The organism is Rhodococcus sp. IC4_135, assembly GCF_011602025.1.
In the GTDB taxonomy this organism is placed as follows: Bacteria; Actinomycetota; Actinomycetes; order Mycobacteriales; family Mycobacteriaceae; genus Rhodococcus_F; species Rhodococcus_F baikonurensis.
This window is the reverse complement of sequence record NZ_JAAOLG010000035.1, coordinates 14,646-40,557: the sequence shown is the minus strand read 5'-3', so window position 1 is coordinate 40,557 and position 25,912 is coordinate 14,646. Positions and strand designations below refer to the sequence as shown.

Sequence of the window (25,912 nt, the reverse complement as noted above, 5' to 3'; positions counted from 1 at the left end):
CCTCTCGTCGCCTCAGATAGACCGAAAGCCACTTTCGCTCACATCGGGGTAACTGGAGATCGCGACAAATGGCCCAGCCGTCGATCACTCGGGCCGCGGGCCGGGCTCCCAGACGCCCACTACGGTCCCCTCACTCACGTGTCGCTCGTATGCCGAAACCTTGCCGTGGATGACGGCAAGGTTGTCCTGCATCGCAGAAATCCTGGATCGAATCAACACCTCATGCTGTTGCAGAAGTGAAAGCCGTTCCTTCTCGTTTCCCGGACCAGACCTGACGAGTGCGGCGAATTCACGGATCGTGGCGATCGGCATACCCGAGTCTCGGAAGCGATTGCACAGCTTCAACCAAGTGACATCGCTTTCGGAGTAGACCCGACGCCCACCTGCCGAGCGTGCAACCTCGTGAACGAACAGTTCCTCGTGTTCGAAGTATCGAAGCGAATCGATGCTGATTCCGGTCTCGACAGCGACCTCACCGATTGACAGTTCACGCATTGCCTGACGACCTTTCCTTGACCTGGAGTGCACTCCAGATTTTACGGTCCTGCCATGATTTCCATTCAGCGCAAGATCAACACCGGATTCGCCCGAACCTCCACCGCCGACGACGTACTTGCCGGGCGAGACCTGACCGGCACCACCGCATTGGTCACTGGCGGATACTCCGGACTCGGATTCGAGATTTCGCGGTCGCTTTCGTCGGCCGGCGCGCGAGTGCTGGTGCTTGCCCGCCGACCAGAGCAGGCACGGGGTGCCGTGGCCGACTTTCCAGGTATCGAAGTGCGAGCGTGCGACCTGTCGGACCCGAGCAGTGTCAGATCGTGTGCGCGAGAAATTCTCGATTCCCGGATCAGTCCGGACATCATCGTCTGCAATGCGGGAATCATGGCCTGCCCGGAGATCCGAGTCGGGTCTGACTGGGAATCACAGTTCGCGATCAATCACCTCGGGCACTTTGTACTGGTGAACCTGCTTGTGCCTGCCATGCCCGCAAACGGTTCTCGCGTGGTCGCTGTCTCGTCGGCGGGACATTTTCTGTCGGGGGTGCGTTGGGACGACATACATTTCCGCAACGGTTACGACCGATGGCTTGCGTACGGTCAGGCCAAGACTGCAAATGCTCTCTTCGCTGTACAGCTGGCGAGCGCCGGTGCTTCACGCGGAATCACTGCGTTCTCCGTCCATCCCGGGAGCATCCTCACTCCCCTTCAACGTCACTTCTCCGCATCGGAGAAACACGAACTCGGATGGACTACGTCGAATGGCGATGCCGTGCCGGGATTCAAGACTCCCGCCCAGGGCGCCGCGACAGCGGTGTGGGCGGCGACGGCGCCGATACTCGCCGATCACGCCGGCGCGTACCTCCAAGACTGCAACATCGCGGACGTTGCGCAGACGGATGACATGAGCGTCGGCGGCGTGAAGCCTTGGGCTACCGATCGCGACGACGCACGCAGACTCTGGGCACTGTCCGCTGAAATGACCGGAGTGGACGCCTTCGGTCGGCGCTGACACCGAGCGAACGTACCTCCCGTCGCCTCAGATAGACCGAGAGGCACTTTCGCTCGCAAAGGGAATACAGATGCAGAATGCCCCCAACCGGACGGTCGGGGGCATTCTGACGTTCAGTGCTTCAGGAACGCGATCAGACGTCCGCGTTGCCGGTCTTCCAGACGCTCCACGGGATGTTCCAGTCACCGAGTCCGTCGGTGCCGGAGAGCGTGCCGCCGACGGTGTTCTTGACGACGACGATGTCCCCGCGCTTGGTGTTGTCGTAGACCCACTTGGCGTTGGACGGGCTCAGGTTGAGGCAGCCATGGCTCGTGTTGGAGTAGCCCTGCTGCCCGACCGACCACGGCGCCGAGTGGAAGAAGATGCCGCTGTAGGACATTCGGGTCGCCCAGTCGACAGGAGTCTTGTAACCCTGAGCGGAGGTGACCGGGACGCCGTACGTGGACGAGTCCATGATCATGTTCGCGAAGCGGTCACCGATGATGTAGACGCCGTTGTCGGTGGGAGTGCTGTCCTTGCCCATGGAGGTGGGCATGGTCATGACGGTCTCACCGTTGACCTGGAAAGTGACCTGCTTGGTGTTGTCGTCTGCCGTGGCGATGACGGCATCACCGATGGTGAAGGAACTCTTCGCGTCTTCCTGCCCGAAGACTCCCTTTCCGAGATTGCGCCCGTACACGTTGACGCTCACGTCGACCTTGGTGCCCGGTGCCCAGTAGTTCTCCGGACGCCAACGGACCTCACGATTGTTGACCCAGTAGAACGCACCTTCGACGGCCGGAGTCGTGGTGACGGTGATGGCAGCTTCGGCAGCCTTGCGATCGGGGATGTTCTCGTCGAACTGCACGGCGATGGGCTGACCGATGCCGACCACGTCGCCCTCGTTCGGCAAGACGTACGGCTTGGTGACGTTGCCGGGTGCGCTGGTGGTGAAGGACGTGACCGTCGTACTGGCGCCACCCAACCCGAATGCGCGGGCCTCGATCTTGTACTTGCGGTTGTAGCCGAGAGGTTCGGTGGTCGTCCACGACGCACCATCGGCAGCAATCGCGCCGGCAACTGCCTTGCCGTCCTGATTGACCATCTTCACGTCGGACAGGGCGCCGTCGGCGACGTTGATCTTGACCGGGTCGCCCGGGGAGAATCCGACAGCGCCGTCGGCAGCGGTCGAGGTGAGCTTCGGCTTGATGAGTTCGGTGAGCGGATTGGAATCGATCGGCGCCGACCCTTCGGTGCTGACGTCCTTGCCGCCCGACGTGCACGCGGTCATCAGAACGAGAGCACCGAGAGACACCGCGATCATCGCCGCGCTCTTCGACGCTCGACCGTTCCCCCCGCGCACGGACAGACCCCACCTTTGACGACTCATCGTTCGACTCCGCTTCACAATTTCTCCGACTAACTTCCGCGCCACATGCGAATCCCACTTACCGGAAGGCAAGTGGGACTTGCGGTATGACTGCGCTGCACCAATGATGCCAGGCGCGCTCGTTACCAACGGTCATGAAGGGCCACGCCGTCAGTAACGTTCAAGTATCAATCGCTCCGAACCGTCCGTTTTGTTACCGATTTCAGCGGATTTCCTCCGATCGGACTACGGCGGCGACGCCTCCACCTGGCGATTTGCTCCCGAACCGGCGATTCGGCTAATGTTCTGTCTCGCAAGAGCGAGCGCCTATAGCTCAGTTGGTAGAGCAAGTGACTCTTAATCACTGGGTCCGGGGTTCGAGTCCCTGTGGGCGCACTTGCAAAGGTCCCCACCTTCTTCGGAAGGTGGGGATTTTTCTTTGTGTCGTGGTGACCAGGTTGTGGTGAATAGACTTCACAGTTACCGGAACCACGGCCTGGAGGACTGATGACTGAGCGCGGAACCACACCTGACAGCGAGCTGGCATTTGCCGGGGTGGCAGGTCAGGCAGCTCTGATCCGGTCCGGAGAATTGTCGGCCCGCGAACTCACCGAGAACACACTTCGCCGGATCGAACGCCTCGATTCGACGCTCAATGCATTTGTGCGAGTTCTCGCAGACGAAGCACTCGACGAGGCGACGCGGCTCGATCAACGTCAGGCCGACGGCCAAACCCTGGGCCCACTGCACGGAGTCCCGATTGCAATCAAGGACGAGAACGACGTCGCCGGAACGCCCACGACATACGGCGGTGCGGCAGCAACGCGCATCGCACCGGCCGATTCAGAGGTTGTCCGCCGGTTGCGCGAGGCGGGTGCGGTGATCGTCGGCAAGACGACGATGCCCGAGTTCGGCATCTGGCCCTTCACCGAGACTGCAGCAAACGGCTACACGAGAAACCCTTGGGACACCGACATATCCACCGGCGGATCGAGCGGAGGATCTGCGTCGGCCGTCGCGTCGGGAATGGTCGCGGCGGCAATAGGCGGCGACGGCGGCGGTTCCATTCGATTGCCTTCGGCATTCTGCGGGTTGTTCGGCCTCAAGCCGCAACGCGGTCGGGTGAGCACCGCGCCGAACCGAAACCTCTGGCGCGGACTCGGCACGCTCGGGCCTCTCACTCGTTCGGTCGAGGACAGCGCACTCGTATACGACGCAATCACCGGCACCACCGCGACCGACGACTACACAGCCGAAACGATCCGCACCAGCTTTGCCGACGCGGCCGTGTCGGCGCCCGGGCCGCTTCGCATCGCGGTGTCCACCCGGAGTCCGGTCCTAGGCGTCCGCCCGTCAGCGGAGATCGTTGCCGCGGTGCTCTCGATCGCAGAGATGTTGAGCGCGTTGGGACATCACGTCGAAGAACACGATCCCGAGTACCCGGATGCCACTGCCGCTTTTCTCCCGCAGGTGCTCGGCGGCGTCCGCGACGAAGCACTACGCGTCGACCAGCCAGCACTCCTGGAGAAGCGCACACGAGCACTCGCGTCGATCGGCCGGATAGCCGCTCCCGCGCGCGTCGGGAAATTCGCTTACCGCAAAGGCGAGCGAATTGCAGCGACGGTCAACCAGGTCTTCGACACCTTCGACCTGGTCCTGATGCCGACCACGCCTGCCTTGCCTCGCCCGATCGGACAACTCGAAGGAACCGGCCTTCTCTCCGCAGTCCGCAAGGCACTGCCGATCGCCGCCTACTGTTCGATCTGGAATGTCTGCGGCAACCCGGCGGCCGCGGTACCCGCCGGGTTCTCCGAACGCGGGCTCCCCCTGAGCGTCCAACTGGTCGCGCGCAGCGGTGGTGAACCGACGATTCTCGCCCTAGCAAAGCAGTTGGAAAGCACCGTCCGCTGGCCGGATTCGCGCCCGCCACACTCCTGAATTACGGAAGCGATGTAACCATCGTCACCACGATGAACACTCGTTTGCAAACTCCTGAGCCTGTCGGCTAATGTTCTGTCTCGCAAGAGCGAGCGCCTATAGCTCAGTTGGTAGAGCAAGTGACTCTTAATCACTGGGTCCGGGGTTCGAGTCCCTGTGGGCGCACTTGCAAGAAGGCCCCCACCTCACCGGGTGGGGGCCTTCTTCATGTTCTGTCTTCGACGACTCGGGTCAGCGAATGATCTTCCGGACCACGAGTAGTCCCACCACTGAACCGACTGCGATCAGCGCGTACTTCACTGCCGGCTCGTTGAGCTTGGCGAGCACCGTCTTCTTGGTGTTCTCGACCAGCCGCTTCGGGTTGGTGCGGACCGTCAGTTCGTCGAGTGTGCTCGCGAGCTGATTACGCGCCTTCTCGATCTCGCGCTCGATGCTCTCGGTGTCCCTGGGCACGTGTCCTCCAACTTGTCTGTGTTCTGCTGCTCTGTGTGCGGGTCTGCTGTGCGGACGCAGCGCGCCGACACTTCGCTCTACCGTAGAGGAGCAGAATGCCCTCGCGCCCACCTGCCGCGCAATTTCTCGACTAACCTCGATTCCCGTGACCGAGAACAGTAGATTGTCCGCCGGCGACGTCGCGCCGGATTTCACGCTCCCCGACGCCGACGGCAACGAGGTTTCACTCCACGATTACCGCGGCCGCAAGGTCATCGTGTACTTCTACCCGGCGGCCAGCACGCCGGGGTGCACCAAGCAGGCCTGCGACTTCCGTGACAGCCTCGCCGAACTGAACGGCGCCGGCCTCGAGGTCATCGGAATCTCGCCGGACAAGCCCGCCAAACTCGCCAAATTCCGCGATACCGAGGAACTGACCTTCCCGCTTCTCTCCGACCCCGAGAAAGCGACGCTCCAAGCCTGGGGCGCATTCGGTGAGAAGAAGATGTACGGCAAGACGGTGCAGGGCGTCATCCGCTCGACGTTCCTCGTCGACGAGGAAGGCAAGATCGAGGTGGCCCAGTACAACGTCCGGGCCACCGGTCACGTCGCCAAGCTACGACGCGATTTGTCGGTCTGACTTCAGTATCTGCTCAAGAACAGCGCCTCCGCGAAAGCGAGATTCTCGATCTCCGACGGATCGACGCTTTCGTCGGGCGCATGAATGCGGCACTGCGGTTCCTCGACGCCGATCAATGCGATCTCCGCGTCGGGGAACTGCTCGGCCAGCGCGCTGCACAGCGGGATCGATCCGCCTTGGCCGGCAAATCCCACTTCCCGGCCGTAGGCATCGGTCAGCGCAGACTTCAGTTGCGCGAACCCCGTTCCTTCGGTCGACGACGAGAACGGTGAGCCCGTCGATTCCGGTACGACCTCGATGTGGACGCCCCACGGCGCCGCTGCGCGGAGGTGGTCGGTCAACAACTTCTGTGCCTGCGCCGGATCCGTGCCGGGCGGGACGCGAAGATTCAGACGTGCGGACGCGCGTGGCGTGATCGCCGCCGCCGAACCGACCACCGGCGGGCAGTCGATTCCCAGAATGGTCAGCGCCGGACGAGCCCACACCTGTTCTGCCACCGAACCGGAACCGGTCAGTTGGACGCCGTCGAGCACTCCCGCATCAGAACGGAACTGATCGTCGTCGTAGCTGACCCCGGCCCATTCCTGGTCGTTGGTCAAGCCTTCGACGGTGGTGTTTCCGGCGCCGTCGTGCAGGGTCGAGAGAATGTGCACCAGCGCGGTGATCGCATCGGGCGCCGGCCCACCGAAGACGCCGGAATGAATCTCACCCTCGAGTGTCGACACGTGGACCACCACGTTGGCGATCCCGCGCAAAGACGTCGTGATCGTCGGCTCCCCCACCTCGGTGTTGCCGGTATCGGCGATCAGAATCATGTCGGCCGCGAAAAGTTCGGGCCGCTCTCGCACCAGGTCCTCGAGGCCACCGGTGCCCATCTCCTCGGAACCTTCGGCGACGATCGTCAGATGTGCGCTCGGATCGACACCGGCGGCGGCAAGCGCACGCAGCGCCGTCAGATGCATGACGACGTTGCCCTTGCAGTCGGAAGCGCCACGTCCGTACCACCGTCCGTCGCGCTCGGTGAGTGCGAAAGGCGGCGAGCCCCAGAGCTCTTCGTTTCCCGGCGGCTGAACGTCGTAGTGGCAGTACAGCAGAACCGTCCGGGCACCGGCCGGACCTGGTCGTCGGCCGACGACGGCGGCCGAGCCGTCGGGGGTCTCGATCGCCTCGATGTCGGCGAAACCTTGATCGCGGAATGCCTCCAGGACCCAATGTGCTGCGGCCGCGCATTCTTCCGGCGGGTACTGCCGTGCATCGGCGACGGACTTCATCGCCACAAGTGCGCTGAGATCTTCACGGGCACGCGGCATGAGTCCACGTACCGCGGTTCGCAGTTCTTCCGTCATCGTCTCCCTCTCCTCGGCATCGAATCTCGGTGTGCCCGAAGAATCTCAGTGTGCCCGAATCGGACGTAGGGAGTCGGGAGGATCGCCGCTTTCGCCACACCGCGCAGCAACCTCTTCGGCTACTGGACAGGTGGTCACCTAGTATCGAGGTGTGGCAACAGCATCGGTACTCGTGTGCGCGCACCTGCGCGGTGCGTGTCGACCGATCACGACCGCCGAAGTAGGTGGCCGATGACACCGGATAATGCACAAGTCCCAAATTCGACAGAAAACACCGATAGCCTGGAAGACGTGCAGCCCACGACTCGTAACCGCGCGCGGCGACGAGTCGACCCGGCACTGGAGAATCCCCAGAGCCTCGAAGAACCGCAGGAACTGCTGCCGCGCAAGCGTCCGACGCAAGAGCGCAGCCAGCGTAAATTCGACGCACTCCTGGCGGCGTCACGCGAACTCCTCACCGATGTCGGATTCGAATCGTTCACCTGCGAAGAGGTCGCGGCACGAGCCGACGTCCCGATCGGGACGCTCTACCAGTTCTTCGCCAACAAGTACGTCATCGTGTGCGAATTGAACCGCCAGGACCTCGTCGGGGTCCAGCACGAGCTTGCGCAGTTCGGCGGCGAGGTGCCATCACTCGACTGGTTGCGGTTCCTGAACAGTTTCGTCGATCACATGGCCGGGCTGTGGACGTCTGATCCGTCGCGTCGCGAAGTCTGGCTGGCGATGCAGTCGACGCCGTCCACGCGGGCCACCGGAGTCATTCACGAGAAGCAGTTCGCCGAGACCGTCGCGAAAATGCTGGGTCCGCTGACGCCTCGTACTCGGCGAGATCGCCGCCTGATGATGGCGGAAGTTCTTGTCCACGTGGTGTATTCGATGCTCAATTTCTCGGTTCAGGACGGCCAGTCGCATGCCGACGCCGTCGCCGAACTGAAAAGGTTGATGATCGCGTATCTTCTCGTCGCCGAGAAGGAGTCCCGCACGAAGGACTAGTCGAACGACGAAAGAGCCGGTCTCCCCTTGGGAGACCGGCTCTTTCGTGTCCGGCGGAGTTACTCCGGGTCGGATTCGATGACCGCGAACGCACCGGCCATGTCCCCGTCGTGGGTGAGCGAGATATGAATCTTCACGCCGGTGAGGTGTTTCGCGACGTCACCACGAAGCCGAATGCCGGGGCGCCCCCAGGCGTCCGAGACGACTTCGATCTGATTGTGGATCATCTCCCCCAGCACCGGCGGGCTGGCGAAGAGAGCAGTCGACCATGCCTTGATCACTGCTTCCTTCGCCGCCCACCGTGCGGCGAAGTGTCGTGCCGGTTCGGAGCTCCGGGTAGCGGCGTCTCGACGCTCGCCCGGTGTGAAGTTGTCGAGCATTGCCGTTCCCGGCCTGTTCAATTGCTCGGCGAACTCCGACACCGTCACGAGGTCGAAGCCGATACCCAGAACTCCCATACCGTGATTATTACTTGCAGCCGGGCAGATTCGAGCGGTACACCTGGTCTGCGCCGAGTCGTGCGTCCTCGCTCAGCAGCATGTCCGCTTCGAGCTGACGCGACGCCTTGGCCGGCGTTCCGTCGGCACCGAGACGACGATCCGCAGGCCGCTCGTAGAGGCTGTCGCCACCGCACATCGCCTTGGCGAGGCGACGCTGACCGTCGATCGTCCGTTGCTGCGCCGCAGCAACGTAGTCCGCACGCTTGTCAGCCGGAACCGACTCGACGAATGCCTGCGGGTGCACGACGGCGATCAGTCCGGAGACGTGACCGAAACCGAGGCTGGTCAGCAGACCGGCGCGCAGCGGAAGCTGATCACCGAACTTGAGCGGCTGACGTGCCCACACGAGGTGCTCGAACTCGGCCATCTTGTCGTCGACGCAGTCGAGGCTGCGGTTCGGCGGGACGATGCCCTGGCTCAATACCTGGCAGAGCCCGATCAACTGGAAGGCTGCGGCACCGCCCTTGGCGTGACCGGTCAGGCTCTTCTGCGAGACCACGAACATCGGCGCACCTTCACTGCGTCCCAATGCCCCGGCGAGGCGCTCGTGCAGCTCTGCCTCGTTGGGATCGTTGGCGGCCGTGGAGGTGTCGTGCTTGGAGATCACGGCGATGTCGTCGGCGCTCACGCCGAGAGCGTTGAGCGAGAGTGCGAGCTGCGAATCCGCTCCCCCGCGTCCGGCGCCCAGTGCTCCGAGTCCCGGTGCCGGGATCGAGGTGTGGACACCGTCGGCGAACGATCCGGCCCAGGCGACCACACCGAGGACGGGCAGACCCATCTCGAGCGCCAGGTCACCACGAGCGAGGAGAATCGTTCCGCCACCGGCCGACTCGACGAAGCCGCCGCGGCGACGATCGTTGGCCCGCGAGAAGCGGCGATCCTCGATGCCCTTGGCGTGCATGTCCTCGGTCTTGGCAGTGGCCGACATGTCACCGAAGCCGATGATGCCTTCCGTGCTCAGATCGTCGAACCCGCCGGCAACAACCAACTGCGCCTTGCCGAGTCGGATCTTGTCGACGCCTTCTTCGACGGATACTGCTGCCGTGGCGCAGGCTGCGACGGGGTGAACCATCGCGCCGTAACCGCCGACGTACGACTGAACGACGTGCGCTGCAATGACGTTCGGCAGCGCTTCCTGCAGGATGTCGTTCGGACGGTTCTCGCCGAGCAGCGTGTCGATGTACAGGCTCCTCATGGAGGTCATGCCGCCCATGCCCGTGCCCTGCGTGTTGGCGACCAGGCTCGGGTGTACCCAACGGAGCAGTTCGCTCGGAGTGAAGCCGCCGGTAAGGAAGGCGTCCACCGTTGCGACGATGTTCCAGAGTCCGACGCGGTCGACCGAATCCGCCATGTCGGCGGGGATGCCCCACTTGGTGACGTCGAAGTTGGTCGGGATCTGGCCGCCGACACTACGAGTCAGCTTCATCTTGCGCGGGACGCGGATCTCGGTGCCTGCGCGGCGAGTGACCGTCCAGTCGCCGGACTCGGCGGAAACCGTGGCCGTCGTGTTCTCCGGATCGGATTCGACGAAGGCCTGCGCCTCTGCCTCACTGCCGACCACGAAGCTCAGATCCTTGTCCAGGAACACCGAGGTGAGCAGCGGAGCGGTGTTGTCGATCATCGCGCCCTCGTCGACGTAACGACGGATGCCGCAACGCTCGACGACTGCGTCGTGGTACTTGTCCGCGATTTCCGCCTCGGGTACCAGGTCGCCGGATTCGACGTCGTACCAGCCCGGCTTGGGGTCGTTCTCCCAGACGATGAGTCCGGTGTTCCACGCCAATTCGAGAACGCCTGCGGCAGAGAGCTGCTCGTCGACCTCCATCTCGAAGCGGGTACGTGAGGAACCGTAGGGTCCGAGCTCTCCGGCACCCACGATGACCACGAGGTCCGCGGGAGTGACGTCCAGTTCGGGCCAGCTCGGAGCCTTGACCGAGTCGTCGAGACGAGCCGGTGCCGGCAACGCCAGGATGCTGGACTCGTCGACGGCTTCGTCAACGGCTTCGGCGATCTCGGCCACCTCGGCAGCTTCCTTGGCCAAAGCACCCAGATCCAGGTTGGCCTCGGACAGTCCGCCGGTCAGGTCGACCTCGAGCGGAGCCTCTGCAGCGGCGCGTCGCGATTCGCGGGTTGCCGTCTTCAGCAGTTGGGTGGCCATCTCCTGGGTGGACCAGGTGCGGACGCCCGCAGCTTCGACTGCGTCGACGATCGGATCGTTGTGACCCATGAGACCGGTTCCGCGAACCCAACCGATGACCGCGTGTGCCAACGTGACCCGCTCAGCCCAGTTGCGCTCGGCCTTCCAACGGTTGACCACGGCGATCAGCGAAGCCTTTGCCTCACCGTAAGCACCGTCGCCGCCGAACGTTCCGCGGTTCGGCGAACCGGGCAGCACTACGTGCAGGTGGGTGTCGACGTCGCTGTCGTAACCGATCTTCGACAGACCGCCGATGAGACGCTCCACCGACCAGAGCAGCACGCGCATTTCCATTTCGGCGCGAGCGCCGGCGTCGGAGAGTTCACCGCCGACACGGGGAGCTGCGAACGGGAAGAGCATCGTCGGCGTCATGGCCGGCTTGATGAGCTTCTTTGCGCCACCTGCGTTCTCGGTGGCCTCGTTGCCGATCCAGTCGATCAGTGCGTCGACGTCGGTGTACGACGCCATGTTCGTGGGAACCACCCAGAGGGCTGCACCGGCGCGAGCGTTCTCGCGGTACAGGTCGCGGTAGAAGCCGAGGCGCTGACCGTCGAGTCGCGAGGTGGTCACGAATACCGTTGCACCACCGGCAAGGAGCTTGCCCGTGACCGCTGCCGCGATGGAGCCCTTGCTGGCGCCGGTCACTACTGCGACCTCGCCTGCCCACTCGGGTGCGTCGGATTCTGCCGCCGCAGCCGCATCAGCGATGCGGGTGTAGACCTCGGCGAGCGCCGTGCGGCCTTCGTCGGTCGCGCGGGTGGCCCACCACTTCGCCTGTGCGGCGACAGTGGAACCGGCACCGATGAAGTTCTCGACCGACAACGCGGTGTCACCTGAGACACCACCCCTCGCTTCGCTCGACCGGATCCAGATGCGAGCGAGATCCTCACGCGCACTTGCCCAACGGTCGTCGAGCAGGACCGCCTTCTGCGCGTCGAATGCCGGAGCAACCAGACGCGGCCAGTCGGAGCCGAGTTCAGCCGAGACCAGGTCGACCAGTTCGGTGTCCTCGACCGTCGCGACTGCTGCTTCTTCGTTCAGTCCGAGCTGCTCGAGCACCAGGCGGGCGGCCGAGGCCAGAACGCCGGTGCGGCCCGTGATGTTCTCGGTGAACTCGCCCAGAGCGGCCGCGTCGACGGTTCCGCCGCTTCCGCCACCGGTGGCCGGTAGCGAGACGCTGACTCCGCGAGCAGAGCCGACCGAGGCAACTGCGCTGTCGATGACTGCGTCCACTGCTGCAGCGTCGGCCAGTGCGCCGGAGCTCAGGCCACCGAGGTCGCCGCCGCGGATGCTGGCGCCGTCGCGGGTGCCGAGAGCCACTGCTGCGGTGACGTGGTGTGCCCAGCCGTCGCCCAGTTCCCAGACCTTCTTGACGCGGTCGGCGATGTAGCCGGGGCGCTTGCCCGAGGGGCCGAAGACCTTGCGCAGGTGATCGTTGATCGAATCGGAGAGCACCGGTCCGAACGGCTTGTACGTACGGGCGAGCTTGTCGACGGTTGCTCCCAGGGAGCCCATGTCGGCATCCGCGGCACCGTCGATGGCGCCGAGGGACAGCTCGGAGCCGAGGTCGACCAGAAGCTGGTTACGACGCGAGGAGACGCCGTCGCACAGTGCCTCGATCGTGTCGGCGGGGCCGACCTGATCGGGACGGAGCTTGGTCCACAGGCTGATCAGGACCTTCGTGGCATCCGGTGCCTTGAAGGTGAGGTCGTCCGGACGCGGTCCACCCGAAGGTGCGGCCGGCGCAGCAGCTGCAACCGGAGCAGCGGCCGCGGCAACCGGAGCAGCCTGCGCGGCAGGCGCTTCGATCTCGTCGTCGTCATCGACGGCGGGGTCGACGTCGGTGCCGTAGACGATCGCAGCTTCGCGCTCGACGTTGAGAACCTCGACCGGGTAGCCGAAGCGGCCCGGCAGCTTGAGGGTCTGCGACGCGAGGTTCGCCACGGTCGGGGCAGCGCCGAGGCCGATCTCGACGAAGCGCTCGACTCCGAGTCCACCTTCGGACTCGTCGCTGAAGAGCAGGTCCTGCGTCTCGATCCAACGGACCGGGCTGGCGAACTGCCAAGCCAGCAGCTCGATCAGGATGATGCGGGACAACTCGTGAGTGCGCGTTGCATAGCTGTCGAAGTCTGCGAGCACTTCCTGCAGCGGCTCGGACGGCACCAGGTCGGCGATTTCCTGAACGAAGTCACGACGCAGCGAGAACGGCTTCGGAACCAAGTTCGGGATGTAGCGGCCGATCAGGATGTCCGGGTCGATGTCGTGCGGGAGCAAGTCCTGCAGGCACACGCGGAAGTCCGCCACGCCGCCGCGAAGGACCGTGGAGTGGAACGGCACGTCGATGCCGGGGACCTGGATGTATGCCCGCTTGCCACCGAATTCTGCTCGGCGACGGTCGATTTCGACCTCGAGTGCGTCGAGACCGGCTACCGAACCGGCAATGGCGTACTGGCTGCCGCGCAGGTTCAGGTTGACGATTTCGAGGAACTCTCCGGAAGCCTCGGCCACACCGGCGACGAAGCCCTGCACGTCGTCGTCGGAAACACCGATCTGCGACGGGCGAATAGCGGCCATGCGGTAGTCGGAGCGTCCGGCTTCGTCGCGGGGAACGAGCTGGTGCATCGCAGAGCCACGCTGGAAGACGACCTCGAGAAGCGCTTCGAGCGGGAAGACCTCGGCGACAGCGGCGAGTGCGTTGTACTCACCGACCGAGTGACCGGCCAGAAGCGAATCCTCGATGAAGGTTCCGGACTCGCGCAGCTCGGCAACCTGCGCAACACCGAGAACGGCCATGGCCACCTGGGTGAACTGCGTCAGGTGCAGGACACCGTCGGGATGCCTGTGCTCGACACCACGGGCCTTGACGGTCACCGGGTTGTCGCGCACGACAGCGAGAATCGAGAATCCGAGTGCCTTGCGGGTGTGCTTGTCCGCGCGCTCCCAGACGTCGCGGGCGGCCTTGGAGCGAGCACGAGCGTCGAGGCCCATGCCCGGGCGCTGGATGCCCTGGCCTGGGAAGGCGTAGACGGTCTTCGGCGCAGCGGTGCGGCCGGTGGCAACCATGACCAGTTCACCGTCGATGCGGCAGCCGACCTCGACGATTTCGGCACCGTGGTCGATACCGACACGATCGACGCGGACGTCGATCTCGGCGCCGGGGCGAACCATCCCGAGGAAGCGGGCGGTCCAGGCGGTCAGGCGGCGCGGCGGGACGCGGGTCTCGGCCGGGTCGACTGCGGTGACAACCTGCTGCGCTGCGGCGGAGAGCCACATGCCGTGCACGATCGGGGTTCCGAGGCCGGCCAGAAGAGCGGCGTTGTCGGAGGTGTGTATCGGGTTGTGGTCACCGGAAACCTGAGCGAAGGCGCCCATGCTGACCGGCGCGAGGATCTTCGCGTCACGGCGACGACGACGCGAGGTGTCGACAGCCGCGTCGCTGATCGATCCACCGGCGCGAGCCGGGTCGGCGAGTTCGCCTGCGCCGGTGCGTCCGCGGATCGCGAAACGCTCGGTCATGGTGACGACTGCGGGGGCGTCGAGGCCCTCGCCGAGCATGGCACCGACCTCGACCTTGACCTCGACGACGCGACCGAGGTCGGTGTCGAGAACCGAGGCGACCTCGGCGTTGACGACGAGAATGCTTGTCTCGGACGGCAGCTCACCGACGAAGTCGACGGTGTGGTCGAGGTGGACCAGGTCGAGCATGCCTTCGATGACGGAAAGACTGTCGAGCTTGGCTGCGCCGAGGACCGCGAAGACGGCGGGCCAGCATGCTCCGACGACGACGTCCGGAACAGCCTTGCCGCTGACACTGAGCGTGGCGGGCAGGCCGGAACCTGTGACACCGGCGTGATCGGCGATTCGATCGGGTACCCACGCGACGTTGAGGCGGGCCTTGCCGTTCTTGACTGCCGGAAGTTCCTGTCCGGCAGCAACTGCCAGCAGCGCGGACATCGCACCTTCGGCGTCTGCCTCGGTGACGACCGGAGCGCCGCCGTCGACGACGGACTCGGGGATCGTGATCGTGATGTCGACGGACTTGTCTGCCACCAACGGAACCGAAAGCAGCACGTGCGAGGAATCGACGACGGTCAGACTGGAACCGGTGGTGCCGTGAACTGCCTTGTCGGCAGACTCTGCACTCCACTCGTCGAGGTCGCCGAGACGACGGACGGGGTTCTGGGTCAGGCGGCCGGCCCACTGGAGGTCGGGAGCCGAGAGGACGGCGTCGAGAATTCCGGGTGCGGAATCCTGGTGGCGACGGCTCGCGAGTGCAACCGGAGTGGTTCCGGCAGCGATTAATTCGTCGTAGGTGGCCTTCTCGAAGCGATCGAGCAGGTCACCGACCGGCTCGTCGACACGGGTGATGCCTGCGACGGCAACGGTGCCGGGAATGACGCAAACCTGATCGGCGGTGTAGCGGGGATCGTGAGCCTGCCACAGGGAGTCGCTGCGCCACCAACGACGCACGTCACCGTCGACGACGGGAACGAAGTTGACCGGCTTGCCCGGCGTCTTGCACAGCGAGATGAAGAACGAGACGTCTGCGGGATGCAGAACGGTCGTCGAGTAGTCCGGGTACGACGCCTGCAGTGCGCAGATCGCAGCCTCGGGGCGCTCGAGAGTCTCGGCGTCGCCGAACAGCGTGGGAATCGGGCCGCGGTCGACCGGGTGCAGACGCGCCTCGGTGCGCTGGAGCATCTCACCGAAGCGAGCACGCCAGGTGATGTCGAGCCACGGGCTCGAGGTCGCCTCGACGATGGCGTCCTGAAGATCTGCGCCGCAGTCGAATTCCTTCGCGGCGTCGATGCCGACGGTCAGCTCGAGGTAGCGACGCAGCCACTGCGCGTACGTCATGGTCTCGACGTCGCCGAAGTAGGGCTTGGCGGTGACGTCGAGGGCGGCGATGATCTCCTCGCGGCGCTCGGCCACTGCCTCGGAATCACCGGCAACCTCGTCGAGGAGGCGTCCGGTACGTGAAGCCGCGTTGTCGATTTCGTGGATGTCGGCACCGAGCTGGCTACGGCCCGAGGCCATTCCACCTTCAGCGGTACCGGCACCGACCCAGTCCGGCGTACCGGGTGTGTCGACGAGAAGCTGCTTGACCTCGGGAGAGGTGGTGGCCTCGAGAGTCGCCATGGCTGCGGTGCCGACCAGGATGCCGTCGACGGGCATGGCGGGGAAGCCGGCTGCGGCAGACCAGCGGCCGGTCAGGTAATCGGCTGCGCGCTCCGGTGTTCCGATGCCGCCGCCGATGCAGATGACCAGGTTCGAACGCGTACGCAGCTCGGCGTACGTGTCGAGGAGCAGGTCGTCGAGGTCTTCCCACGAGTGGTGTCCACCGGCGCGGCCACCTTCGATGTGAACGATGACGGGGAAGTTCGGAACCTCGTTGGCAATGCGGATCACGGAACGGATCTGCGCCACGGTGCCCGGCTTGAATGCAATGTTGGTGATGCCGATCTCGGACAGCTCGTCGATGAGGGCAACTGCCTCTTCGAGTTCCGGGATACCGGCGGTGACGATGACGCCGTCGATGGGAGCACCGGCAGTACGGGCGCGCTGCACCAGACGCTTGCCACCGAGCTGCAGCTTCCACAGGTACGGGTCGAGGAACAGGGAGTTGAACTGGACCGCGCGGCCCGGCTCGAGCAGCATCTTCAGCTCTGCGACACGGTCTTCGAAGATCTCTTCGGTGACCTGTCCACCACCGGCAAGCTCGGCCCAGTGACCGGCATTGGCTGCCGCGGCGACGATCTTGGCGTCGACCGTCGTCGGCGTCATGCCTGCGAGCAGGATGGGCGAACGACCGGTCAGCTTCGTGAACGCGGTCTCGACGCCGATGCGGCCGCCGGGAAGCGCAACGGGCTTCGGCGCGAACTCGGACCACGAACGTGAGACCTCGGGCGCAGCGCCGGGAGTGAGCAGATTGCGGTGTCCACCACGGGTGGCGGCGGCAATGATGCCGATGCCCTGTCCACGCAACGAAGAGGACGTCATACGGGTCAGCTGATCGCTGGGTCCGAGATCGAGAATCCACTTGGCGCCGGCTGAGATTGCGCCGTCGACAGCCTCGACCCAGTCGACCGGATCGACGAGGACACCCTGCGCAAGTTCGCGCGCACGGTCCGCGTCGAGACCGCAACGGGTTGCCCAGCTGCCGACAAGTTCGACGGCCTCTGCCAATGCGGGGTGGTGGAAGCCGATTTCGGTGTCGAGCGGATCGAAGGACGGAGCGAAGACGGAACCGCCACGCTTCTTGCCCTCACGCTCACGGGCTTCTTCGGCTTCGATCTGCTCGCAGCGTTCTTGCACGCGGGCCAGCTGAGCGGGCGGCCCGGCAAGGACGACGCGGCGACGGCCGTTGCGAATAGCGAGGACAGCCGCGCGCTCGGGCGCCACACCCTCGGCAAGCTCGGCGACGATGGCAGCGAAACGCTCGGGATCGACGCCCGAAACTGCAACCATCGGCTTCGCGGAGGCGCCGGCGATGACGCCACGGCGACGGCCGACGAGGCTGGCAGCGGCGCCGACGAGCTGCGCGACGGCGAGGAGCTCACCGTCGTCGTTGCCCTGCGCGGCTACGGCAGCCGTGGCCAGAAGGCCCTGCGAGTGGCCGATGACGGCGGCCGGCGGGTTACCGGCTACATCCAGACCCTGAGCGGAGAGTGCACGCAACGCCGCAAGCTGCGTGAGGAAGACGCCGGGGAGGGACACCGGAGCTGCGGTGAGCGCTGCAGCGGACGGGCCCGCCGACTTCTCGCCTTCTTCTTCGTCGACGATCTCGGCTTCGAGCATCCACGCGATCGGATCGAACCCGACCGGGCGAACCACGAGAAGATCCTGTGCAACGGGCGCGAGGCGTGCGGCTGCGTCGTTGACCAGATCGGTCAGAACGGGCTCCAGGCCGTTGTCACGGCTGAGCTCCTCGAGCGAGGTGAGCCAGGGAGCGCCCTGACCACCGAAAGCGATTGCGTAGGAAACGCCGTTGTTCAGCGAATCGACGAGGGCACCTTTACTGGTCGTGCGGGACTGTCCCCCATCGACGCCGAAACGGCGCCCACCCTTCGAGTCGCGTCCGTTTCCTGTAGGTGTCGTGTCATCGATCGTCACGCGTACGTCCTCTCCTGGTCACCTCTGCGGCGAGGTGGGATTTGCGGTGTGCTGCCCGGCTGAAGTGCTCGCGAATTCGTCGAGAGAATCGACGGAGTCAGGGCGTTCGTGCAAGACAAGGTTTACACAGAATCATGAGGATTTCCTCACGTTTGTCGGCGCCCTGGAAATCTGGACTTTCGGGGCCGTGATCTTCCTCACGAGACTTCGAGAAAGTGACTCGCGAGTAGGTCGCGAACGCCCTGCCTGGGACTGTTACCGGGATTTTCAGAAACCTGAGGAACCCCTCATATTTATTGTTACCAATTCGTGACCTCCTTGACGGACGGTCGATCCCGTGCGTTCGCGGCGACAATCTGTCGGACCCTCTCGCTACGTTCAGCGCGTCCACACAGGACAACTTCTCGGGGGGAGAAATCATGAAAGACACAGACGTAGTCAGGGCGGTCGAATTCATCGCCGCCGAACTTCCGCGCGAGGCGTGGCCGCATTGGAATCAGGGATGGCCGCGCGAGTCCGAAGCCGCCCTTCTCGACGCGATCTTCTCGTCGCGCGCCGCCTACGGAACGCCGAAGACCGGAGTCCGCGCCGTCGTCGACCGTTGGCGCACACACCGCTCGGTAGCCGCCGGCGAACATCTCGACAACCTGTCCGCTCTCGCCGCCTTCACCGACCGTGGCGACGAACTCGCAACGGTTCTCGGCAATCGCCAGCGCGTGCCGGGCAACTACTCCACCAAGGCCGAGGGTGTAGCTCGCGCAGCCAAGGCGCTCGTCGACGCCGGTTGCCGGTCCAGTGCCGACGTCGAGGACACCGAAAGCCTCCGCTCGGCAGTCGTCTCCGTTCCGGGCCTCGGCCCCAGGACCTTCGAGACGCTGGTGTTCTTGTCCGGGAAGTTGTCGGCAGCCTCGATAGATCTGCTTGCACGGTTCGCCACCGAGGCGAGCAGCAGCGAGGAATTGTTGTCGAGCATCGACGCAACCGAATTGCTTGTTGCGGTGTCGGAACATCTCGACGTCGATGTTCGGACACTCACCCACGCTGCGTGGCGGTATCAACGCACCGCTGAACAACCGCGCCGATCGAAGAAAACCACCACCTCGCCGGCAGCGGATCCGCTCGCCGAATCGGCCTGAGAGCAGGCGGGCACATCCCGACCAGGGTGGTGTTCCCGCGAGCGATTCCACTCGCGTATCCTTTGAATTCCGCGCGCGAGTGGCGGAATTGGCAGACGCGCTGGATTTAGGTTCCAGTGTCTCAGGACGTGGGGGTTCAAGTCCCCCCTCGCGCACAACGAAGAGCCCCGCCGGATCTGATCCGGCGGGGCTTTTTCAGTTCTTGATCACGTTCAGCGCTTTCGATCCTTGACCGGTGGAGTCATGTACGTCGTCCGACTCGGCGTCAGTCCCAGACGGACCGAGCTCTCCAACCATGTGATCGCCGCTGCCGTCGGATCCACAACTGGAACATGAATCCCTGTGTCATGCAGCCTGTCTCGGACTGCGCCGGTCACACCGAGCATGCCGGTGCAACCGAGAACAATGGAGTCCGCCTCCCCGTTCTCCACGGCCGCAGACGCCTGATCGGCCAGTCGATCGATCAGAACCTCCCGATCGGTGAGTCCGAGCACCGGCATGTCCACGACTCGAATACTGCCCAGCCGATTGTCCAGCCCGTATCGCCGAGTGAGCGATCGAAGCATCGGCACGACATTGGGCAGGATGGTCACGACGCCGACCCGATCGCCCAGACTCATCGCCGTCAGGAAGGACGGCTCGAAGCCGCCGACCACCGGTGCGTCGATGATCTCTCGGGCGGCATGCACTCCGGGATCGGCGAAACACGTGATGAATACACCGTCGACGCCGTCAGCGGCCGCCTCTTCTACCCTCTGCACGATCCCGGGGCCGGCCAGCGCCTCGTCGTACTCACTCTCGATGCTCGCCGTTCCGGAACGCAGCGAAACGACGTCGACCCTCGTACCGGGCGCTGCCCAGTGCTCCACCTCGGCTGTCACAGCAGGCGTGAGTGTGGTGTCGATGACCGGACGAATCACTCTGATGTGCATGAACGCTCCCCTGTTGTCGGATACGCCCGAGGTTATCGATGCAGTTCAGCCGGGAGAATGTGTTCAATGCCCGACGGTGCGGTCGAGGATGGGCGTAGCGCACATGCAGCTTCTTCGACACGCCGTGGCACGGCTCCTACGACACGCCGTGGCACGGCCTCTACGACACGCCGTGGCACGGCCTCTACGACACCGTGTCGGAGATCGCAGGGCGAGGCACTATAGCTCTCAGGTACCGTCTTAGTGTGTCCAAGAACGCTACGAAACGCCGACCTGCGCTGATTCTGCTGGTCATCGTGTCAGCCGCCGGCTGCCTCGCGCTCGGCTGGTGGCAGTGGGAGCGCTTCGAAGCCGTCGGAGGGTCCGGACAGAATCTCGGGTACGCGTTCCAATGGCCGCTGTTCGCGGCGTTTGTCGTGTACGCGTATCGCAAGTTCGTTCAGCTCGAAGACGTGGACCCCGAAGAGGCCGAGGCCGAGGAAGCCGCCGCGGAGCCGCGTGAGATTCCCGCCGACCTCTTGCCGCAACGCCCGCAGGCCGAGTTCGACGATGTGAACCTCGACGTCGACGATCCTGAAGCCCGCCAAATGCTGGAATACAACGACTACCTTGCGCAGCTCGCCGCTCGCGAGTCCGATAGGAGCACGACGTGAGTACCGGTTCGGAAGCGAGCATCGCTACCCCCGCAGTCAACGCAGAAAAACAGAAGAAGGTTGCGTCGGCGCTGGTCCGATACCGCGTTCTCGCCTGGATCACCGGCCTCTGGCTGCTGTTCCTGACCGGTGAGATGGTCTACAAGTACCTGATTCTCGACAATTCCGCGGACGCACCGTCGTGGTTGTTCTACATCGGTCAGATCCACGGCCTGTTCTACATGCTCTACCTCGTGTTCACGATCGACTTGGCGATCAAGGCCCGGTGGAAGCCAGGGACGACGGTTGCCACCGCGCTCGCCGGCACGATCCCCTTCTTGTCGTTCGTGTTCGAGCACAAGCGAACCGCCCAGGTGAAGCAGGCTTATCAGCTCTGAGAGTGTCGAAAAGCAGAGCCCTGAACGCAGACGCGTTCAGGGCTCTACTTTTCGGATTCGGTTCAGCCGGCCAGTGCGGCCAATGCCGGAACGAGCTGCACGAGCGCGCGCCCTCGATGTGACGCCGCATCCTTTTCGGCCGGGGTGAGTTCTGCGGCCGAGCGGGTGTCGCCGTCCGGACGGAAGATGGGGTCGTATCCGAATCCACCGTCGCCGGTCGGTTCTCGGCCGATCACCCCGCGCCATTCGCCGCGCACGACAGTCTCGTCGCCGCCGGGGATCACCAGTGCACAGGCGGAGACGAATGCCGCGCCCCGCCGCTCGTCGGGCACGTCCCCCAGCTGAGCCAGTACCAGAGCGGTGTTCGCGCCGTCGTTCCCGTGAGTGCCCGACCACCGCGCGGACAGCACACCCGGCATACCGTTGAGCGCATCGATCTCGACACCGGAATCATCTGCAATGCAAGCCATTCCGGTTGCAGCGGCCCCGTCACGGGCTTTGGCGAGCGCATTCTCCTCGAACGTCGCTCCGGTCTCGGGGGCTTCGGGGAACGGCGGTACCTCGTCGAGCCCGACCAGTTCGATTCCGTTCACTCCGGCGGCGTGGAGAACTCGATGAAGTTCCTTCAGTTTCTTGGCATTTCGGCTGGCAACCAACACTCGTACGCTCACAGCTCAGGCACCGAACTTCTTCTTGGGTTCCGGATTCTTCGGTTCGGGGAGCACCCCGGGATACGGCTCGGCCAACGCCTGACGCTGTATCTCGAAAAGTTGCTCACAACCCGCCAGAGCGGAGTCGAGCAGCTTGTCCAGCGTCGAGCGCGGGAAGGTGGCGCCCTCACCGGTTCCTTGAATTTCCACCAGCGTGCCGGTATCGGTGGCCACGACATTCATGTCGACCTCGGCACGCGAATCCTCTTCGTACGGAAGGTCGAGACGAACTCGTCCGTCCACGACGCCGACGCTGACGGCCGCTATGCCACACGAGATGGGCTGCGGGTCGGAAAGCAGGTCGGCTGCGCGCAGGTACGTCACGGCGTCGACCAGGGCTACGTATGCCCCCGTCACTGCCGCGGTGCGAGTGCCACCGTCGGCTTGGAGGACATCACAGTCGAGGGCGATGGTGTTCTCACCGATTGCCGCGAGATCGATGCACGCCCGAAGTGACCGGCCGATGAGTCGACTGATCTCCTGCGTGCGTCCGCCGACCTTGCCCTTGACCGATTCGCGGCCACTACGTGTGTGCGTGGCGGCCGGAAGCATCGCGTATTCGGCTGTCAGCCAACCCAAGCCGGAGCCCTTGCGCCAGCGGGGTACACCTTCTTCGACACTGGCCGTGCACATGACGCGTGTGTTCCCGAACTCGACCAGAACGGATCCGGCCGGATGACTGGTGAACCCGCGGGTGATCTTGACCGTGCGGAGCTCGTCGTCCGCCCTACCGTCTTCTCGTGTAGTCACCTTCGTGAGCCTAGCGGTCGCCCGGTCGGCGCTGCATCGAATGTGAGGGGAATCAGATGTCGTAGACACTTCCGGCGGAGACGGCATGAACCGGTCCGGAGAATTCGGATTTCGCTTCGGCGATCACGTCTTCACGCGATGTCCACGGCGGGATGTGGGTGAGGAGAAGTTCCTTGACGCCGGCGAGCGCAGCCACACGGCCGGCCTCCTTGCCGGAGAGATGGACTCCCTCAGGTCGATCGGGGCTGTCGGTCCACGACGCTTCGGAGAGCAACACGTCTGCACCACGCGCGAGTTCGACGACGTTGTCGCACATACCGGTGTCGCCTGTATAGACGAGCACGCGGCCGTCGGCGCCGGTGATCCGGAATCCGTAAGCCTCGGGTGGATGATTCATCCGACGGGCGACGACGCTCAGTTCTCCGAACGTCACCGGATCGTTCTCGGCCCAGAGCCGGACGTCGATGGTGTCGGAGATGTCGTCCATCTCGCCGGCGCACTCGGCGGAGGACACTCCGATGCGGCACGCGGTGTCGGTGGGGCCGTAAACCAGAGCCCGTCCGACCGGCGGGTTGGGGTGATAGCGACGCCAGACGAGCAGGCCGGGCATGTCCAGACAGTGGTCCGCATGAAGGTGTGAAAGCAGGATCGTCACCTCGCCCGGATCGGCGTATCGCTGCAACGCCCCAAGAACTCCCGGGCCGAAGTCGATCACGAGCGGCGGAGTTCCCGGTGCCGTGAGCAGGTATCCCGAAGCCGGTGAATCCGGACCCGTGACGCTGCCGGAACACCCCAGGACGGTCATGCGCATACCGGTCATGCTGCCACGTCTACCCGTCTGGGAAAAAGCTCTTGGTGGTTTTGGCGCGTCGAAGTCACACCGCAGTGAGGGTGTGACCCACGTCCGTTCAGAAACTCGGTGGTCGAACGGCCGGCGTCGACCCTGCGCGCTTGGCCCTCTCCCCCGACGTCAGCGCCCAGGCGGCCAGCACGCCGCCGATCGCTCCGAACAGATGTCCTTGCCAGGAAACCCGTGGATCGCTCGGCAGTACGCCCCACAGCACTCCGCCGTACACGACGAAAACAGCAACGCCGATCAGGATCTGGGTGAAGCTGCGCGTGAAGAACCCGCGCACCAGCAGGTAGGTGACCCAGCCGAAGATCAGCACGGACGCACCCACGTGATTCGAGTTCGAGCCGGCGAACAACCAGGTCCCGACACCGCCGATCACCCAGATGATGCCGGTCGCCGCGAGTCCGCGCGCGATTCCCGTCACCAGCACGAGGTATCCGAGAATCAGCACCGGAATGGTGTTGGCGATCAGGTGGCCCCAGTCGTCGTGAAGTACCGGGGCGAACAGGATTCCCCACAGACCGTCGAGCGTGCGCGGGGTGACGCCGGCATTCTGAACATTCTGACCGGAGATGACATCCACGATCTCGATCACGTAGAGCAGGATCGCGAAGCCGCCCACCAATACGGCCGACTGCTTCCACACCGAGGGCGGACCGGATTTCGGTGCCGGCGTCCGGGTGCCGAAGTCCGGATTGTTGAAATCCATCGTCATCGTGTGCGTCCTCCACCGTCGATCCGGTTTTTCTGATTCGCTCACTGGCGACCAGGCTCAATTCGAGATTACCGCCGACACCAGGAGTGCTGCCTAGAGAAATGCGGACGGGAAGAGTTCGCGGTAGCTCGGGATTCCGGCCACCGACGTGGCGTCCAGAATCGCTGTGACGATCGCACGTTCGACCACCTGCGCCGACGCTGCGCACACCGCGTCGAGTACGGGCAGATCGTTCGGGAAGGCGGCCGGAACCGCGATCTCCGGATTCGGCTTGTGATCACCGGTAGCGAGGGCGAAGATCGTGTCGCCGTCGAGCGGCGAATGTGCGGGCCGAATCGCACGAGCCAGACCGTCGTGACCTGCGACAGCGACGCGTCGGCACCCGGCTTTGGTCAGGGCGGCGTCGGTGGCGACCACACCGATCGTGGTGTTGAGGACGGTTCCCTTGGCCGCGACGGCGTTGGCTGCCGCGAGTTCGGACGCGTCGGGAGGCCTGAGTCCGAAAGATTCCGCGCCGTCCGAGCCGACGCCCCACGGCAAACCTGTTCGCGGATCGAAGACCGAACCCACCGGATTCGCCACGATCAAGGCGGAGACCGTCGTCCCCTCGGCGGGGCCGTCGGCGATCACGACGCTGGCCGTTCCCACCCCACCTTTGAGCGCTCCGGCTCTGGCACCTACCCCGGCGCCGACCGTGCCCGTGGCGAATTCGCGCGAAGCGGTGTCGGCAGCGAGAAATCCGAAGTCTCCGGTAGGACGAACGTTCCAGTCGCCAACCGGCAGATCGAAGATCACGGCGCCGGGCACGATCGGTACGACCTGACCAGGAGCCCCCATCGGGATCCCGTGATCGTGTTCCTCGAGCCAGCGCATCACTCCGTCGGCCGCGGCAAGTCCGTATGCACTGCCGCCGGTCAACAGCACGGCATTGACCTGCTGAACCGAATGGCTCGGGTCGAGCAGGTCGGTCTCGCGGGTACCCGGACCGCCGCCGCGGACGTCGACCCCCGCCACCACACCGGCCGACACGAGCACGACCGTGCAGCCGGTGGCCGCGCCGCTTCCGAGTGTGGCGCCCTCGTCGAGTTTGTGGTGATGGCCGACTGCGAGGCCGGCGACATCTGTCAGTGAATCAGTGGGCCCGGTCCGCGTCGTGGTCATGGCATGAGCGCCTGGACGAGGGAGTCCTGCATCCACGTCAACCAGTGATAGACGTCGAGATGCGGGGCTCGCGGGTCGTCGGGTTCGAGGCTCTCCGGGGTGTCGGCGTCGATGCCGAGATTGGTGCCGAGCGCGAGACGGACGTCGTTGAGCGAGGACAGCCAGGCGTCGGCCTGTTCCTGCGTGAGAACGACCTTGCCGCCCGCCTCGGGAAGCGAAGCCAACAGCATTCGAGCGGACTCACGTTTGGCGTCGATGATCTCGGGCTCGTGCAAACTTCGCAGCGCACCGTTGACATTGGCACCCGCGTCGTCGAGATCGTCACTGTCCGGAGCGACCTTGTCCGGATCGGTGCGCTGGAAGTCGGGAAGCAAACGTGCCAACACCGGATTGTCCGGGGTCTCCGAATTTCCGGTGCGAAGGCCCGTCAGCGCGGCGAGCTCGTCCTGCGGCGCCGAAGACGCACGCTCGTCGAGAAGCCCGGTCACCGACTCCACGAGCGAGCGCAGAACTGCCGCCTCGTGGCCGTCCATCTCGGACTTGAACTTGACTCCGCCAAGTGAACTCTTCCTACTCCACGTCCGCACGCGTCGGACTCCCGTCTAC

20 protein-coding genes and 3 tRNA genes are annotated in these 25,912 nt (G+C 64.6%); 10 read left to right on the top strand and 13 right to left on the bottom strand.

The window, feature by feature from the left end; translation table 11 throughout:
* Positions 1-84: 84 nt before the first annotated feature.
* On the bottom strand, positions 85-495 hold the full coding sequence (locus tag G8767_RS30955) for a MerR family transcriptional regulator (RefSeq protein ID WP_166813665.1): 411 nt from the start codon (positions 493-495) through the stop codon (positions 85-87).
* A gap of 54 nt (positions 496-549) precedes the next feature.
* Between G8767_RS30955 and G8767_RS30950 the strand changes: the two genes are divergently transcribed.
* The gene (locus G8767_RS30950; protein WP_166813663.1) at positions 550-1,512 is read left to right on the top strand and encodes an oxidoreductase; all 963 of its coding nucleotides are present in this window, start codon (positions 550-552) and stop codon (positions 1,510-1,512) included.
* Positions 1,513-1,645: 133 nt separating this feature from the next.
* Here G8767_RS30950 and G8767_RS30945 read toward each other — a convergent pair whose 3' ends face one another.
* A complete protein-coding gene (locus G8767_RS30945) occupies positions 1,646-2,854 on the bottom strand; it encodes an Ig-like domain-containing protein (RefSeq protein ID WP_166813673.1) in 1,209 nt (402 codons plus the stop codon).
* A 329-nt stretch (positions 2,855-3,183) separates the two neighbouring features.
* Between G8767_RS30945 and G8767_RS30940 the strand changes: the two genes are divergently transcribed.
* The 3 genes from G8767_RS30940 to G8767_RS30930 all read left to right on the top strand — a co-directional run bounded on the left by G8767_RS30940 (position 3,184) and on the right by G8767_RS30930 (position 4,963).
* Positions 3,184-3,256, top strand: a tRNA-Lys gene (locus tag G8767_RS30940).
* 111 nt (positions 3,257-3,367) lie between these two features.
* Entirely contained in the window at positions 3,368-4,798 is a 1,431-nt protein-coding gene (locus tag G8767_RS30935) for an amidase (protein WP_166813661.1), read from the top strand.
* Positions 4,799-4,890: 92 nt separating this feature from the next.
* A tRNA-Lys gene (locus G8767_RS30930) sits at positions 4,891-4,963 on the top strand.
* 66 nt (positions 4,964-5,029) lie between these two features.
* Here the strand turns inward: G8767_RS30930 and G8767_RS30925 are convergent.
* The gene (locus tag G8767_RS30925) at positions 5,030-5,251 is read right to left on the bottom strand and encodes a DUF3618 domain-containing protein (protein ID WP_003945299.1); all 222 of its coding nucleotides are present in this window, start codon (positions 5,249-5,251) and stop codon (positions 5,030-5,032) included.
* A gap of 145 nt (positions 5,252-5,396) precedes the next feature.
* Here G8767_RS30925 and bcp point away from each other — a divergent pair, with 145 nt between their 5' ends.
* Positions 5,397-5,870 carry a thioredoxin-dependent thiol peroxidase gene (gene bcp / locus G8767_RS30920; protein ID WP_166813659.1) on the top strand — a complete coding sequence of 158 codons (474 nt, stop codon included), beginning with the start codon at positions 5,397-5,399 and terminating at the stop codon, positions 5,868-5,870.
* A 2-nt stretch (positions 5,871-5,872) separates the two neighbouring features.
* Here bcp and G8767_RS30915 read toward each other — a convergent pair whose 3' ends face one another.
* On the bottom strand, positions 5,873-7,216 hold the full coding sequence (locus G8767_RS30915) for a dipeptidase (RefSeq protein ID WP_166813657.1): 1,344 nt from the start codon (positions 7,214-7,216) through the stop codon (positions 5,873-5,875).
* Between the two features lie 291 nt (positions 7,217-7,507).
* On the opposite strand from G8767_RS30915, the gene G8767_RS30910 reads away from it, so the two are divergent.
* On the top strand, positions 7,508-8,209 hold the full coding sequence (locus G8767_RS30910; RefSeq protein WP_019749142.1) for a TetR family transcriptional regulator: 702 nt from the start codon (positions 7,508-7,510) through the stop codon (positions 8,207-8,209).
* Positions 8,210-8,268: 59 nt separating this feature from the next.
* Here the strand turns inward: G8767_RS30910 and G8767_RS30905 are convergent, their stop codons facing one another.
* On the bottom strand, positions 8,269-8,667 hold the full coding sequence (locus tag G8767_RS30905; protein WP_021333452.1) for a holo-ACP synthase: 399 nt from the start codon (positions 8,665-8,667) through the stop codon (positions 8,269-8,271).
* A gap of 10 nt (positions 8,668-8,677) precedes the next feature.
* Positions 8,678-18,019 (bottom strand): type I polyketide synthase, encoded by a 9,342-nt coding sequence (locus tag G8767_RS30900; RefSeq protein WP_166813655.1) that lies wholly within the window; start codon positions 18,017-18,019, stop codon positions 8,678-8,680.
* Between the two features lie 419 nt (positions 18,020-18,438).
* On the opposite strand from G8767_RS30900, the gene G8767_RS30895 reads away from it, so the two are divergent.
* Positions 18,439-19,155: a hypothetical protein gene (locus G8767_RS30895; RefSeq protein ID WP_166813653.1), complete on the top strand. Its 717-nt coding sequence runs from the start codon at positions 18,439-18,441 to the stop codon at positions 19,153-19,155.
* A 73-nt stretch (positions 19,156-19,228) separates the two neighbouring features.
* A tRNA-Leu gene (locus tag G8767_RS30890) sits at positions 19,229-19,310 on the top strand.
* Positions 19,311-19,367: 57 nt separating this feature from the next.
* On the opposite strand, the gene G8767_RS30885 is transcribed toward G8767_RS30890, so the two are convergent.
* Positions 19,368-20,087: an aspartate/glutamate racemase family protein gene (locus G8767_RS30885; RefSeq protein ID WP_166813651.1), complete on the bottom strand. Its 720-nt coding sequence runs from the start codon at positions 20,085-20,087 to the stop codon at positions 19,368-19,370.
* Between the two features lie 245 nt (positions 20,088-20,332).
* Here G8767_RS30885 and G8767_RS30880 point away from each other — a divergent pair, with 245 nt between their 5' ends.
* Positions 20,333-20,740: a hypothetical protein gene (locus G8767_RS30880; protein WP_021333455.1), complete on the top strand. Its 408-nt coding sequence runs from the start codon at positions 20,333-20,335 to the stop codon at positions 20,738-20,740.
* Positions 20,737-21,117 carry a DUF3817 domain-containing protein gene (locus tag G8767_RS30875; RefSeq protein WP_003945334.1) on the top strand — a complete coding sequence of 127 codons (381 nt, stop codon included), beginning with the start codon at positions 20,737-20,739 and terminating at the stop codon, positions 21,115-21,117. Before G8767_RS30880 ends, G8767_RS30875 begins: the two co-directional genes overlap by 4 nt.
* 62 nt (positions 21,118-21,179) lie before the next feature.
* On the opposite strand, the gene rdgB is transcribed toward G8767_RS30875, so the two are convergent.
* The 6 genes from rdgB to G8767_RS30845 all read right to left on the bottom strand — a co-directional run bounded on the left by rdgB (position 21,180) and on the right by G8767_RS30845 (position 25,893).
* The gene (gene rdgB, locus G8767_RS30870) at positions 21,180-21,788 is read right to left on the bottom strand and encodes an RdgB/HAM1 family non-canonical purine NTP pyrophosphatase (protein ID WP_166813649.1); all 609 of its coding nucleotides are present in this window, start codon (positions 21,786-21,788) and stop codon (positions 21,180-21,182) included.
* Positions 21,789-21,791: 3 nt separating this feature from the next.
* Complete coding sequence (rph, locus tag G8767_RS30865; protein WP_003945332.1) at positions 21,792-22,577, bottom strand: ribonuclease PH; 786 nt, start codon at positions 22,575-22,577, stop codon at positions 21,792-21,794.
* Between the two features lie 52 nt (positions 22,578-22,629).
* Positions 22,630-23,388: a cyclic nucleotide-degrading phosphodiesterase gene (locus tag G8767_RS30860; protein WP_166813671.1), complete on the bottom strand. Its 759-nt coding sequence runs from the start codon at positions 23,386-23,388 to the stop codon at positions 22,630-22,632.
* Positions 23,389-23,485: 97 nt separating this feature from the next.
* Positions 23,486-24,145, bottom strand: coding sequence for a rhomboid family intramembrane serine protease (locus G8767_RS30855; protein WP_166813647.1), 660 nt, complete (start codon positions 24,143-24,145; stop codon positions 23,486-23,488).
* A gap of 93 nt (positions 24,146-24,238) precedes the next feature.
* Positions 24,239-25,306, bottom strand: coding sequence for a P1 family peptidase (locus tag G8767_RS30850; RefSeq protein WP_166813645.1), 1,068 nt, complete (start codon positions 25,304-25,306; stop codon positions 24,239-24,241).
* Positions 25,303-25,893 (bottom strand): DUF2017 domain-containing protein, encoded by a 591-nt coding sequence (locus G8767_RS30845; RefSeq protein ID WP_003945318.1) that lies wholly within the window; start codon positions 25,891-25,893, stop codon positions 25,303-25,305. The genes G8767_RS30850 and G8767_RS30845 overlap by 4 nt, the downstream gene beginning before the upstream one ends.
* Positions 25,894-25,912 lie beyond the last annotated feature (19 nt).